Annotated in this window: 11 protein-coding genes; 6 read left to right on the top strand and 5 right to left on the bottom strand. The window is 40.5% G+C overall.

Going from position 1 to position 14660, the window contains the following annotated elements; translation table 11 throughout:
- Both CH377_RS16820 and CH377_RS16815 read left to right on the top strand, forming a co-directional pair.
- A partial coding sequence (locus CH377_RS16820) for a CASTOR/POLLUX-related putative ion channel (protein WP_100724910.1) occupies positions 1–1875 on the top strand: 1875 nt, incomplete at its 5' end.
- A 41-nt stretch (positions 1876–1916) separates the two neighbouring features.
- A complete protein-coding gene (locus tag CH377_RS16815; protein ID WP_100724909.1) occupies positions 1917–3587 on the top strand; it encodes a DUF6055 domain-containing protein in 1671 nt (556 codons plus the stop codon).
- A 6-nt stretch (positions 3588–3593) separates the two neighbouring features.
- On the opposite strand, the gene CH377_RS16810 is transcribed toward CH377_RS16815, so the two are convergent.
- From CH377_RS16810 to msrB, 3 genes are all read right to left on the bottom strand, one after another.
- Positions 3594–4490, bottom strand: coding sequence for an esterase/lipase family protein (locus tag CH377_RS16810; protein ID WP_100724908.1), 897 nt, complete (start codon positions 4488–4490; stop codon positions 3594–3596).
- Positions 4491–4598: 108 nt separating this feature from the next.
- Complete coding sequence (locus tag CH377_RS16805) at positions 4599–5444, bottom strand: isocitrate lyase/PEP mutase family protein (RefSeq protein ID WP_100724907.1); 846 nt, start codon at positions 5442–5444, stop codon at positions 4599–4601.
- A gap of 15 nt (positions 5445–5459) precedes the next feature.
- Entirely contained in the window at positions 5460–5855 is a 396-nt protein-coding gene (gene msrB / locus CH377_RS16800; RefSeq protein WP_207797631.1) for a peptide-methionine (R)-S-oxide reductase MsrB, read from the bottom strand.
- Positions 5856–6213: 358 nt separating this feature from the next.
- On the opposite strand from msrB, the gene CH377_RS16795 reads away from it, so the two are divergent.
- Complete coding sequence (locus CH377_RS16795) at positions 6214–7977, top strand: acyl-CoA dehydrogenase family protein (protein WP_100724905.1); 1764 nt, start codon at positions 6214–6216, stop codon at positions 7975–7977.
- A gap of 34 nt (positions 7978–8011) precedes the next feature.
- Here CH377_RS16795 and CH377_RS16790 read toward each other — a convergent pair whose 3' ends face one another.
- Both CH377_RS16790 and CH377_RS16785 read right to left on the bottom strand, forming a co-directional pair.
- Complete coding sequence (locus tag CH377_RS16790; protein WP_100724914.1) at positions 8012–9487, bottom strand: TolC family protein; 1476 nt, start codon at positions 9485–9487, stop codon at positions 8012–8014.
- Positions 9465–12602, bottom strand: a complete 3138-nt coding sequence (locus tag CH377_RS16785; RefSeq protein ID WP_243402067.1) for an efflux RND transporter permease subunit — start codon at positions 12600–12602, stop codon at positions 9465–9467. Before CH377_RS16785 ends, CH377_RS16790 begins: the two co-directional genes overlap by 23 nt.
- A gap of 170 nt (positions 12603–12772) precedes the next feature.
- Between CH377_RS16785 and CH377_RS16780 the strand changes: the two genes are divergently transcribed.
- The 3 genes from CH377_RS16780 to crcB are packed head-to-tail and all read left to right on the top strand — an operon-like array spanning position 12773 to position 14653.
- Positions 12773–13522 carry a biotin--[acetyl-CoA-carboxylase] ligase gene (locus CH377_RS16780; protein WP_100724903.1) on the top strand — a complete coding sequence of 250 codons (750 nt, stop codon included), beginning with the start codon at positions 12773–12775 and terminating at the stop codon, positions 13520–13522.
- Between the two features lies 1 nt (position 13523).
- Complete coding sequence (locus tag CH377_RS16775; protein ID WP_100724902.1) at positions 13524–14300, top strand: type III pantothenate kinase; 777 nt, start codon at positions 13524–13526, stop codon at positions 14298–14300.
- A complete protein-coding gene (gene crcB, locus CH377_RS16770) occupies positions 14297–14653 on the top strand; it encodes a fluoride efflux transporter CrcB (protein ID WP_100724901.1) in 357 nt (118 codons plus the stop codon). The genes CH377_RS16775 and crcB overlap by 4 nt, the downstream gene beginning before the upstream one ends.
- Positions 14654–14660: the final 7 nt, after the last annotated feature.

Here is a 14660-nt window from a genome sequence, read left to right as displayed (position 1 = left end):
GCGGCTCTTATTACCTTATTCTTAGGGGCGTTTGTATTCTTATCTTTAGTACGGATCCTCGGGGCATTTTTCTTTCCGGATGAATCCATTAAGGAGTCTGGTGATTTTTTATGGAGAGTTTTTTTACAAATCTCAGATGCAGGAGCAGTAGCAGAAGATGGAGAATCCAACTGGTTCAATAAAGTCATCGGCATTTTAAGCGTATTTTCTGGTTTAGTTTTATTTTCCAGCTTAGTTGCGTTTATCACAAATCAATTCGATCAAAAAATCCAAGAACTCAGAAAAGGAAAAAGCGAAGTTTTAGAATCAGATCATACATTGATCTTAGGCTTCGGAGTTCGTACGATCGAAATACTAAGAGAATTGATAGAAGCGAATTCTTCCGAATCCGGAAAAACAGCAGTTATACTCGCGGACCAAGATAAGGAAGAAATGGATGATTTTCTTTCCGAAAATTTATCGAATACAAAGACCACAAAAATTATCACCAGATCCGGATTACCTTCGCATCTTAACTCCTTAAAAAAAGTAAATGCTTCCAAAGCAAAAAGTATCATCATCTTAAATCCTTCAAGTTCTGAAGAATCAGAAGAGGGCAAATCCATAGGAGATGCAAAAGTATTAAAGTCCATCATGGCACTTGTTGCATTAAATGGAGAATCAGGACTTCCCCCTATCGTCGCGGAGCTTCATGGATTAGAAAATCGCAATATTGCTTCGGATCTTTCCGAATCTGTTCAGGTCATGGACGAAAGAAGTATTCTTTCCAAATTGCTTGTACAAACTTCCAGGACCTCCGGCCTTGCGATCGTATATTCAAACCTGGTCGGCTTTGAAGGCAATGAGATCTATTTTTATAAACCCAAGAATGGTTGGAGAGGTTTAAACTATTCCGAAATTTCATTTAGATTTAAAGAGTCTGTTCCATTGGGTTTCAGAAAAATTAACGGGGCTATCATTTTAAACCCAACTCCTGAATATTTACCAGAGAATGAAGAAGACGCAATCATTCTTGCGGAGGATGATTCTAAGATCAAATTTGATGATAAACCTGTGGTTGTGAATGCAGCACTTTCTTATCCGAATACAACTTTATCTAGGCCAATCGATAAACAATTGATCATAGGTTGGAATTCTAAAAGTAAGATCATCGTGAATGAATATGCAAAATTTTCCTCTCCTGATTCGCAAATTGATCTTCTAATAAACGAATCCAATGAAGAGATCAAATCTGCACTTGCAAAATTGAAGGTAAAATACCCTCAGATCAAACTTAGATCCCTGATCGCTAATCTTTCCCAAGAAGGTATTTTGGAAAAACTTTCTCCAGAGAAGTATGATTCCGTAATATTCTTAGCAGAGGAGAAAGAGAATATTGAAGAAGTAGACGCAAGGACTATCTCTCTTCTGTTAAGATTTCGCCAATATTTCAAAAAGAAACACCAGGCAGGCGGTAAAAAGGCAGAGACCCAACTAATCACCGAAATTATGAATTCTGAAAATACAGAATTAGTTTTGGAAACAGGAGTGAAGGATTTTTTGATCTCGAACCAATTTGTTTCCAAAATGATGGCCCAGGTTTCCCAAGAACCTGATGTTATGAGAGTTTACGATAGTTTGTTCGATCCGGAAGGAAGCGAGATCTATCTTAAGCCTGCATTCTTATATTTCGAGGATTTCCCCAAACGCGTAAATTTTGCGGATTGTATGTTAGCGGCTCAACAAAGAAAGGAAACCTGCTTTGGAATAAGGATCATCTCGGAAGAAACGGATGAATCCAAGGGTTACGGAGTTTATCTGATCCCGGATAAGTTGGAGTTTTTTACATTACACGACTCGGATTCTTTGATCGTTTTGTCCGAAGATCAATCTTAGTTTATTTCGTCTCTTCTTAGATAAAAGCCGGGAGATATACATTGAAACTAAAAGTTTTTCAGATCCTTCTTTATACTCTAATCTTTACTTCTTCATTTTATGCGCAAAGCCAGGCGCCTAAAGTGGAGTTAGCAAACGGCTCTAATTCTCCCAAGTTTATTTTATCGAATTGGAAAACCGCTCCTTCCAATTGGGAAGAATTGGAGAAATTCCCATTTCCGACCGAGAAAGATTTTGCATTAAAAATTCCGAATACGGTTGGACATTATACGGGTCCGGACGGCGGAACTGTTTACCAATGGAGTCCTGGAGTTTATAAATGGGATCTGAAAGATGGTACTAGTTTTATGCATCGATCCTCTGAGGAATGGGGATTAGAAAAAGAAGGAATTAAGATCTATTCTTGGCCTAAAAAATGTCCGAACTGCCAATCAGAACAAGTCCTTACATTTCCGGACAAATCTCAGATTACTGCTTCTTTTTATGCTGTTGCAGGTAGGTTAGAATATTTATACGAGAATGCCGCAGAGAAAAAATTTTTCAGATTCACTAAACCAGGAAGATACGGAAAACTTTCAGAAGAAAAAGATCGTTTTTATTTCGAGTTCGAACCTAAAAATTCACTTTTCGTTCATGCGTTTACTGAATCCAAAACCACTAAAGATTTTTTCAAAAAGGCGGAAAGCGATTTCGACTTGATTCCTTCTTCCAAAATACTCGTAGCGCTTTTCCAAGACGCGAAGCCCTTCCGGGAATTCAATAATATGGCAGGGATCGCATGTAGCGGAGGTAGAGGCGGGATTTATGGGATCAGTTTTTGTGATCCTAATTCTGAAAAAGATATGATCTTAGAAGATACGGATCCGGAAATCAAAAGACATCAATATTCTACCCAACCCACCCATATGGTATATCATGAGGTCGCTCATCATATGCAACAAATCAGATGTAACACAATTCGAAATGGAAAAAACCAGCCTCCCGTTATTCAGCCTTCCTGGCTTGTGGAAGGTCATGCTGAATTTATAGCCCAATTTGGTTGGCCAAAATATAAAGGAACCAAATACAGAGAATATTACGAAAATATTATTCTCAAAAAAGGTAAATTACAGTTAGAAAAATCGGATCCTTATCTTTCAGGCTTCTTAGCAATGGATTATATTTCCCAGAAATATGGGAATTCGAAGGTTAGAGATCTTTGGGATAAAACATGCGAGGGAGAAAGTATAGACTCCGCATTAAAATCGGTTCTCAATTCTAATGTTTCCAAATTGCAATCGGATCTATTGAACTATTTGGATTCGGAATCAAAAGATCTTCCTGTAAAGTTTTTGGAATGGGAAATCATAGGAACAATTACTTTACCATTTACTTCTTCGGAAGCTTCTTCTTTTAAAACGGAAGAGATTGTAGACTTAACGAATATTACCGATCCTTCTTCCATTCCGGATATTAGGATCCCTTTTTCTTTGAAAATAGAATCTTTAAAAGGTAAGGTAGAAGGCGTATTCCAATCCCCAAGAAAAGAAAGAGTTTATCTTTTTAAGAATGGAACTTATAGATTGGAAACTCCAAAATACCAAGTGAATGTGTTTCCGGATGGAACCACAAGTTTCACATCTGAAAAGAATTCGATTACCGTGTGGAGTGCAGGAACAAGAAAATGGGATTCCGGCGGAAAATCTCTTACATATTTCCCGCCGAAACAATAAGGAAGTTTAACGTTTCTTCTTAGGTTTCGCTTTTTTAGGGGCAGGCTTAGCTGTTTTCTTTTTAGCAGTATTTGTTTTCTTACTAAGAACAGCTTTAGAAGATACTTTTTTGGAAGGAGTAGATGCAACTGCTTCCTTCTTCATATCTTCCTTAGCAACCGGCTTTTGTTTGATTGGAAGCGGATCTTTCTTCTCTTCCGAAGTGACTAAGGAACCTAGACATTCAATGCCTAGTGGCCCTAAATATAAATTCAAATGTCCGTATTCAGGGATCTCTACATCATCAAAATGGCCGAGAGTAGCACTTTCCCAAGGGCGAACGATACCTTCTCCCTTTGTAAACACTGCTTGTACATTATGAAATTTTGAATAAGTCTCTACAACTTCTTTCACCAATTTGGATCCGGGCATCATCTGCCAGGTACAAGGAAAGATTGGAGCAAGATATGCCATATAAGTTCCATGCATAGGAGACCCTACCACGAAAATTTTTCGGACCCGATCTCTTCCTTTATAACTTAAACCTGCGGCAATGAGTCCCCCCATGGAGTGACAGATCAGATAACAGTCTTTTATGTTCTTCTCTATTAGAAAATTCTCAAGTATCTTACTTTTTTTACGGATATTTCCGGTCTGGAAACCGAGTGGAACCACATAAACCGGATGACCAAGAGAGATCAGATGTTTACGCATCGCAGTCCAAGTCAGACCTCTTCCTAAAAATCCGGAAACACATACGATGGGGCGTTTGTACCCCTGGGTGTGATCCGGGAGTTCTATAAAGATCCCCAGGATATGACAGAAAAAATAATATATATGGTGATAGATCTCGGCTAAATGTTGTACGATTACAGGACGGATATTCCCTTTTTCGGGAAGGTAAGTAAGATGGTCTCTCTTCATTCGGTATCTGCCGCGGGCGAATATCCCGCCCTACGGTAGAATCCATTCTCAGCCCCGAGGCGCAAACAGAATTTTATGCCCTTCTACTCCGCGAAATATGGAAGAATGTCATTTTGATTTGGCCTCGTATTCTGCAAAAAAATCGCATAATTCTTTATGAGAATACTGATGATCTGCATAGGTGAATGTGCCTGAGTTTTTTATCTCAAGTGCAGCCTGCCTGATAAGATGAAAACAGGCTCGCGCAAGACTTCCGCCTATACTAATTCGTCGGACCCCAAGAGATCTCAATTCCTCAACAGTAAGTTGGTTATGACTTAAACCCATAACCACATTTAACGGACCATTGATAGAACGTACTAATGTGCCTATCGTTTGCGGATCTCCGATCCCGGGTATAAAAAGACAATCCGCTCCCGCTTCTCTGTAGGAATTACAACGAGTAATTGCTTCTTCCATTGCATTCGGATGATTCGTTAAGAAGGCGTCCGTTCTTGCAGTGAGAGTAAATGAAATGCCGCTTTGGTCCGCGGCCTTTCTGATCGTATGAATTCTTTCCGTAGCAAGTTTGATATCTAACAAAGGGGAAGAAGGATCTCCACTTAAGTCTTCTATATTACAACCAACCACTCCGATCCCAATCGCTTGTTTTACAGTTTCTGCTACTTGAGAAGGCTGGATCCCATAACCACCTTCCAGATCCGCGCTTACTGGAATTCCTACGGAATCCACTATGGATTTTACTTCGGAAAGCATGTCTTCTTTACTCATGACCTGGTGATCCGGCAGCCCTGCCGCGAAAGCGATTCCGGCGCTTGTAGTCCCGATCGCAGAATATCCTGCGCCTGCTAACATACGAGCGCTTCCCGCGTCCCATGCGTTAGGCATTACAAAGATATCTTTAGAATGTAGGTTTCGGAATATTTCACCTAGTCGATTTTGTATAGAAGGCATACTTTCCTTGGAATATTAATCTTTTTTAAATTTTAAAGAAGCTGAATTGATACAGTATCTAAGCCCGGTAGGTTCAGGCCCGTCGGGGAATACATGTCCTAAATGCCCTCCACATCTGGCGCACATAACTTCAGTGCGAGTCATTCCATGACTTGTATCCGTCTCGGATTGGACTGATTTATCTGCTGCAGGCTTATAAAAAGAAGGCCAGCCGCTTCCGGATTCATACTTAGTATCCGAACTGAATAACTCGGCGCCGCAGGCAGCACAAAGATATTTTCCTTTTTCCTTATTATAATAATATTCTCCGGTAAATGCTCTTTCTGTTCCTTTTTCCCTAATGATCCGGTATTGATCGGCACTTAGGACTTTTTTCCATTCTTCTTCCGATTTTTGTACTTCGTATTTCATCTTACCTCCTTTCTTCTCTTTTGGAGCTCCTACAGATTCGGAACATCCTGACAAAACGATACCTAATAAATATAAAAAACCGATACCTAACCAGATTTTATTCATGATTCTTTCCTCGTCGGATACTTCGGTTTTCTACCGAAAAAGTTACTTTTAAACCGTGGTCTTAGAGAGTTATATTCTTATATTATTAGAGTTGTAAAGCTCAAACATTGTTCCAAACACCTGTTCGGTTCCTTCTCCTTTGTTCGTATTACAAACCAAAGCCTCTATTCAAAAAGAGAAGTATTGGGTATTACTTGACACAAGCTTAATAAAGCAGTACACCTAAAGGCCTTAAGCGACAGGGAGTATACAAATGATTCAAGGAAACTATTTCCAGGATAATACCGACTTACAAACTCATTTTGATAATCTTATAGATTGGAAAGAGATCGTAGCTGCATACGAAGGAGATTTCCATGATGCGGCCAAATACAAGCAGACTAACGACGACAGGTTTGCATATGCACCTTCTACAGTGCAAGAAGCGATAGATTATTATAAATCTACTGTGGATGCTCTGGGAGAAATTATGGGAGACTTCGTTGCTCCACGTAGTAAGGAAATGGACCAGACCGGATTAAAATATGAAAACGGCAAAGTTACATTTCCAAAAGCACAGGAAGAATGTTATAAAACCTTAAAGGATGCTGGGCTTATGCCTATCTCCATCTCCAGAAAATACGGAGGTTTAGGTTTACCTGCAACTGTCCAATCCATGATGTGCGAGATAGCTGCCAGAGCAGATGCTGCATTCTGTCTTGCATACGGAAATATTAATATAGTCGAGATCATGGAAAGATATGCTTCCGACGAAATGTGCAACGAATGGTTACCTCAGATCGCTGCAGGAAAATTCAGTGCCGCTATGGCTTTAACAGAACCTAATTATGGCTCGGATCTTCCAAACGTGCAAACTAGAGCTACTCAAGAGGCTGATGGGACCTGGAAAATTAACGGAGCAAAACGTTTTATCACTCATGCCTGCGGTTACGTGGATTCCCCTTCCGTAATTCTTACATTAGCTAGAACCGGAAGCCCCGAGAGTGGAGCAAGAGGCCTTTCTTTCTTCTTGGTACAAGGTAAAGACGTTCATGTTGCAGGAATAGAACATAAAATGGGATTACATTGTTCTCCTACCTGCGAAGTTGTTTTTGAAAACTCTCCGGGAATATTGATCGGAAAAACAGGTTATGGCCTTGTGAAATATTCTATGGGAATGATGAATGCTGCAAGGCTTACCATAGCTACTCAATCTTTAGGAATTGGGACTGCCGCTTACTTTGAAGCAAAAAAATATGCGTCAGAAAGAATACAATTCGGGAAACCTATCGAGAAGATCCCTGCGGTCCGAAAAATTTTGGACAAGATGGAAAGAGAAATTTTAGCCACAAGATGTCTTGTCTCTGAAACAGGAAGAACAATTGATCTTTATCATTGGAGAAAAGAAAGAATGCTCAAAGAAGAAGGTAAGAGTGAGAGAGATGTAAACCAAGACGAAACAATCCGTCGTTGGGAAAAACTCGCAGACTTATTCACCCCTATGAGTAAATATTACGCTTCGGAAGGTTGTGTTTCACTTGCATCGGATGCAATCCAAATCCATGGAGGAAGTGGTTACACCGAAGATTATGATGTAGCAAGGATCTACAGAGACAGTAGAATTACTACAATTTACGAAGGCACTACCCAATTACAGATTGTTGCAGCAATCGGAGGAGTGGTCTCCGGAATGGCAGCGAGCGGTCATCTAAGAGCTTATGTAGAAGAAGAAATGTCCAAATTTTCCCCTTCTACTGATCTTAGATCTCTTTGGGAAAAATTGGAACAAGCAGTTCATTCTTACAAATCGATAGGAGATGGTTTTACAAAAGACGAGCTCGCTTTCGAAACCGTGGAGATCGCAGCAAGATTTGTGGCCGGAATGCTCTTCGAAAAATCTTTAGGCCAAGTGGATGGTGATCTGAAAAAGCAGAGAACCAAACATTCTCAAGATTATAATATAGATTCCTTGGCTATCGCAGAAGGAAATCTATTACGCTTAGAAAGAGCAAATAGACAAGCTGCAGCAGCGGTTTAAAAACCAGAACGGCCGGCAATCGTCGGCCGTTTTTTTATTCTTCCTTTTTTTCTCCAGGAAGATGAGGAATTTCTCCGATCGCAACTCCTAAAGCTATACGATTCAAAGAATGTTGGTGCAACATTTTGCGATATGTGATTTCCGCATTTAACATCGCAATCCTAGAAGCAATCGCTTCTATCCTACTATTTCTACCGGAACGATAACCGCTTGCTTGGCTTTGAGAAGTTTCTTGAGCGGATACGAATGCTTTTTGATAGATCCCCAATATCCTTTGAGAATTTTTAAAACTTTCAAAAGCATTCCGGATTTCTTGAGTAGCAGTCCTTCTAGTTTGAGAAGCAGTCAACTTTGCCTGTTTTTTTGCGGAATCCGCCGCTTTCAAATCTGCCATCTGAGAGAATGGTGTTAAAGGCATTGTAATCTGCAACTGAGCAGTAATATCTTTGGAATGTGTTTGTCCAGGATAAGGAAGAGAATAATAATTATTTAATGCAATAGAAGGAGCAAAACCTACCCAAGCCTTGTCCTTTTGTGCTTCCGCTACCTTAACGCTTTGGTAGGCGGAAAGAACGTCATATCTTTTTGCCAAATATTCCTCCGGTTCCATACCTGTTGGGATCGGCTCCAATTCGGCTTTGAATCCTGCAACAGCAATCGGTTTTTCATAACCAACCATAGTCGCTAATGTGATGCGCACTTGCTCTAATTGGAATTTTGCATCTGCAAGAATCGCCTCCGCGTTGGAAAGACTGGTTTCTGAATTCAAAAGGTCGGATCTCATGATCCTTCCTACTGCATACATTCTTTTTCTTTCCTGCAAAGAGTCTTGGTTCAACTCATAAGCTTCCTGGGAAATTTTAACACTTTCTTCTAATTGCAAAAAGTTGAAGTAGGCTTGTGCAATCTCCAGATACATTCTGCCTGCTTCATGTTTTGCTTCTAACCTTCTTTGCTCTGCAAGATTTTTCGAGGCTCTGTAATCTTGGTAAGAAGCCAATCCCGCAGAAAGTGGAATACTAAGTAATAAACGAGAACCCGCTCCTACAGTAGGAGGAAGACTACTTCCTGAACTGGAAGAAGGTAATAAACTAAGCGGATCTCCGCTTTGAATTGCCTTATATGTTTTATAATTATCTACTATAGAAGGTTGTTGTGTATGACCGGGGATAGAATAAAACTTGTTGAACACATAAGAAAGAGTAGGCATAAAACCTGCGAATGCTTTGTCCTTCTGTGCTAAAGCCTGTTCTGTTGCCTCGTTCTTTAGCGCAATCCTTTCCGTTCTCTCTACAGCAAGTATATAAAGATCATCCAGGCCAAACGTGTCTTTCGAGACCGTTTTTTCCACATCTTGGGTAGTAATCCCAGTGATATTTTTCAGACTTTCTTCGACTACTCCGTCCGCGACTTTTACTTCCGGGCTGGAAGCACATTCCCAAACAAGAGAACAGGCAAGAATAGAGAATATTATTTTTTTATAATTATTAAGAGTATCTACGTACTTCATCTTTCTCATTTTCCATCAGATAATAAGCGGCTGGAACGACCACTAAAGTAATTAATGTAGAAACGATCAAACCACCCAAGATGGTAATCGCCATTGGGATCCTAGTTTCCGCTCCCGGGCCCAACGCCAAAGCAGGAGGTATAGCGGCCGCAATCGAAGAGAATGTTGTCATGAGCACCGGTCTTAAACGGACAGGGCAACCTATCCGGATCGCGTCCGCAATATTCTTCCCTTCACTTCTAACATGATTCACGAATTCAACCAAAAGAATCGAGTTCTTCTTAACCAGCCCCAAGAGTAGGATCAATCCTATGAAACTATACATGTTGAAGGATTGCCCCGCAATCCAAAGAGCGATTAACGCACCCGAAAAACTGAAAGGCATAGAAAGAAGAATGTAGAAAGGTTGTTTTAAACTATTAAACTGGCTCGCCAAGATCATAAATGACATTATAATTCCTAAGATCAAGGCGCCGGATAAACTGGACTGAGAATCGGAAGCTGTTTTTGCAGAACCTGTAACTTCTACATGATAACCTTCCGGAAGCATTTCTTTTGCTATCCGAATTGCTTCGCTCGTCGCCCAAGTCTGGCCTTTTTCTTTAGGAGGGTTCCCGAAAATTTTAATGGATCTATCTCGATTTACTCTTGTGATATTTTTAAGAGTGTTCGTCGCTTGAAGGACTAATACATCTTTCAAACGAACAATCTCTCCGTAAGTGTTTCTAACACCTATATTCGGAATGATGTCGGTGCTTTCTCCTTTGTCCTTATCTATCTTGACTCGAACATCAAAACTTCTGCCATTCTCAGTAAAACGACTTACGTTACGACCTCCCATCAAAGGTCCGATCGTATTTCCGATATTCGCCATACTCACACCCCGGACTGCAGCTGATTCTCTGTTTGGTAGAATTTTCACTTCAGGCTGTCCGGAAACGTAATCAGTGTCTATATCCAAAATCGTTTTAGAAGAATCTAATTTTTCTCGGATAGAATCAGAAAGTTTTGCGAGTGTAGCCCAATCAGGTCCTGTCAGAACTAACTCGACTGGATAACCTCTTCCGGGACTAAAACCTCTTTGAGAAAGATCTTGGACGGAGAATTTTGCTTCAGGCACAAGCTCTTTCAGATCTTTTCTGAGCTCACCAAATACTTCCGACTGAGTGATCTCTCTTCCTGTTTTTTTACTTTTAGGACGATGTCCCATTTCCTTCATGGTAACGAAGAACATACCAGTGTTGGATTCGGTACCACCCATTCCCCCAATATTGCTCATGTATTTTTCTACGATAGGGCGAGAGCTGAGATAGCCCTCCACCTTCTTCATTGCTTCGTCCGTGCGGATGATAGAAGAACCGATCGGCATTTTTGCTCTAACGATAAATCTTCCCATATCCTGAGGAGGAATAAACTCCTTCTTGAGTAAGAATAAAAAGATAAGGGAGAATGCAAAAAACAGAACACAAGAAATGATCACTGTTCCAGGTTTACGAATTACAAATTCTAAAACCCTACCGTAAACTCTTTCCGAGAATTGTAGAAAGTTCTCTATGACCGGATCCATTTTTTTGAAAAAGGAAAAACGATCTGCCGTATCCTTAAGTTTAGAAAGGAAATTATCCGCAGGTAAGGTAAACGGTGATTTGGATTTTTGTTTTTTCTGAGCCTCTTTACTTTCTCTATAGCGAGAAGCTCTCATTGGCGTAAAACTCAATGCTTCAAAAAGAGAAAGAGCCACGGCTACTGAAACAGTAACTCCGAATTCCAAAAAGTAGCGCCCTATGATCCCGGACATAAACGCAACAGGAAGGAAGATCGCAATAATAGCAAGTGTCGCAGCTAATGCTGCGAATCTAATTTCGGATGCTCCGTCCAATGATGCTTGGAACCAAGTTTTTCCCGATTCCCTATGCCTACTAATATTCTCCAAGACCATGATCGCATCATCAACGACGATACCGGTGGCCAAAGAAAGTCCGAGTAATGTAAACGTATTTAAAGTGAAGCCCGCAAAATACAGGATCAAAAAAGTTCCCATCACGGAAGTAGGAATTGCAAGAAGAACGTTCCAAGTGCTACTCCAGTTTCCTAGGAATAATCTACATACGATTCCTGTTAGGACTGCAGAAAGTATTAAAGTAAAAACTAATTCATGAACTGAGTCTCTAATAAAAGTAGTATTATCGTTGGAGACATTTAGTTCGAACCCAGGAGGAAGACTTGGTCTAAGTTCTTCTAACTTGGCCTTCACCATGTCGCCGACTTCTACAGCGTTTGCACCCTTGATCTTTTTAATCCCGAGGCCGACTGAGGACACTCCGTTAAATCTTGAAATCCTTCTGATCTCGTCGAGGCCGTCTTCTATCTTAGCAACTTCTCTTAAGCGAACCGGGCGAAACATTGCGGCTCCACTTCTGGAGTTGATATATATATTAGAAAATTGCTCTACAGTTGGGACATCTCCCACTGCTCTCAAGGAAACTTCTGACGTCTTATTCTGAACTCTTCCGGAAGGAACTTCTATATTCTGTTCTGTTAATGTATTGATGATATCATTAACTGTAAGTTCAGCTCTAAAGAGACGGATTGGATCCAAAAACACATTGATTGTGCGGTCTACGTAACCGCCTAGTATGATCTCGCCTACTCCTGGAACCTCTTGGAACCTATCCTTAAGTCTGGTCTTAACAAAGACCATCTTCTCTTGTTCGCTCCTATTTGTGGCGGTTAAGGTAACCCAAATAATCGGCTGGTCATCCGGATTAGATTTCATGATGATAGCCGGATCCAGATCATCCGGAAGTTTATTACTAACTTGAGCAATTTTAGTTTGGATCTCTTGGACAGCTACGTCCACATCACGTTTGAGTTCCAACTCCACAGTGATCGTAGCAGAACCGTCCGTGGAAACGGAACGAACTTCGACCACACCCTGGACAGTCATTAGAACTTCTTCGATAGGATCGACTACGTCGGTCTCCATAACTTGAGCGTTTGCACCGGTCAAGTTGAGAGTAACGTTTACGATCGGGAAGTCCACGTCTGGCATCTGTGAAAGACCCATACGGGAAAAGCCGATACTTCCGAGCAGGATGATAGCAGCCATCATCATCCATGCGAAAATTGGATTGCGAATAGAAACCTCAGAAAGCTTCAAAGGAACCTCTTTCTATATATATTTGTAGGGAGGGATTTTTGTATAATTCTAAGACCTGTCTTTTTCGCACAAGTGCCAGATTTTTTCTTGTCCGAAAGATCAGAAAAGTGTACTAAACAGAACTCATGTCGTTTCAATTATTGGATCTCGAAAAAGGAATATTTCTCTCAGAAGCAGGCTCCACGAATACTATCCTTAAGGGAAAGGAATTCCCACCAGGGTCCTGGATCCTAGCGGATTTTCAATCTTCCGGAAGAGGAAGAAAAGGAAAAACCTGGAGTATATTGGGTGAAGAGCCTTTTATTTTTTCAGGCAAATTCTCCTCTGATTCCAACCTATCTTCTCCAGGACTATTCTCCTTGTATGTCGGGGTCGCGGTAGCAAAGGCGATTTTGTCCGTATATCCTTCTGCCAGTAAAAAAGATCTTAGGATCAAATGGCCAAACGATATCTATTTAAACGGAAAGAAGGTCTGCGGTATATTGATAGAAACGGAAAAAGAAGGAGAAGTTTGGGATTGGATACTAGGAATAGGGGCCAATCTATATGGCACTGAAATCCCTGATTATCTGAATGATGCAGGTTTCATCACGAGTGATCAAAATGAAAAAGGAAGAAGGGCCCGATTTTTAGAAACATTACTTCCTCTTTTAAACGATGCAGTATTAGCAATTTCAGATGGAGAAAAAAGGATAGAATTCATAAATGAGAAACTTCTCTGGAAAGGAGAAACGATCGCCTGGACAGAAAATGGAGAGCAAAAAACCGCAACTTTATTGGGAGTAAATGAAGAAGGAAAATTATTAGCCCGGACCTCGGTCGGAAACACGGTCGAATTCATTGACAGCCCCGAGGATTTTAGGTCCTTGGGATAGAATGATCCTAGTAATCGACGTTGGGAATACCAACACTGTCTTCGGTATTTATAAGAACGGTTCCAAAGAGCCAATTTTCCATAGAAGAACAGTTACTCGAAGAGATAGAACCTCCGATGAAATGGGGCTTTATCTTAAGGGTTTTCTCCGAGAATTTGAAATAGATAGCAGCCAAATTGTTGGTGGAATTTATTCTTCTGTGGTTCCTACGTTGAATCCAATCATTGAGAGAATGATACAGGATTGGTTCCAGATAGAACCGATCAGAGTTCAGTATCAAATGAAACTTCCTTTTGGGATAAAATATCCCAGACCTTTCGAGATAGGCGCAGATAGATTAGTAAATGCTGCTGCTGCAGTAAAGGATCATCCAGGAAAATCAATCATCATAGATTTAGGAACTGCGACTACATTCTGCGTCGTAGATGATACTCCTGATTATTTGGGAGGAGTGATTGCTCCAGGACTAAAAGGTTCTATGGATGCTTTGACAAGAAACACTGCACAATTACCTCCGATCGTATTCCAAGCTCCGAGCAAAATATTAGGAGATTCTACTATAGAATCTATACAGGCTGGATTTTTCTTTGGATGGATAGGTCTTTTAGAAGGCATTATCAGAGAAGTTAGAGCTGCTCATGGAAATGATTATAGAGTGATCGGAACCGGCGGACTCGTAACCACCATTCATGCAGCAAATCCTAAAATTTTCGATAGGATAGAGCCCCTACTTACTTTAAGGGGATTACAGATATTATACGAAGATAATGCAAAATGAATCTTTTGATCGTAGGGTTAGGAGGATTTTTAGGTTCAGTTTGTAGATATATGATATCTCAAAACATCCCTAAAGAAACCGGGTTATTTCCCCTTTCAACATTTGTAGTAAACATATTAGGTTCACTTTTGATCGGGATATTTTACGGATTATCACAGGGAAAAATTTCGGAAGATATTAGGCTGTTTGCAACTGTAGGATTTTGCGGAGGATTTACAACCTTCTCCACTTTCGCTTTAGAAAACCTAAAACTACTCCAATCAGGAAACTATTTTAATTTTTTTGCATATATCCTTCTTAGCACGACAGTTTGTATCACTGCCGTGCTATTGGGCATATACTTAAGTAAATAAGAAGTCT

The organism is Leptospira haakeii (assembly GCF_002812045.1).
GTDB lineage: Bacteria > Spirochaetota > Leptospiria > Leptospirales > Leptospiraceae > Leptospira_B > Leptospira_B haakeii.
The sequence above is the reverse complement of the archived record's forward strand: the minus strand, read 5'-3'. Positions and strand labels throughout refer to the sequence as shown.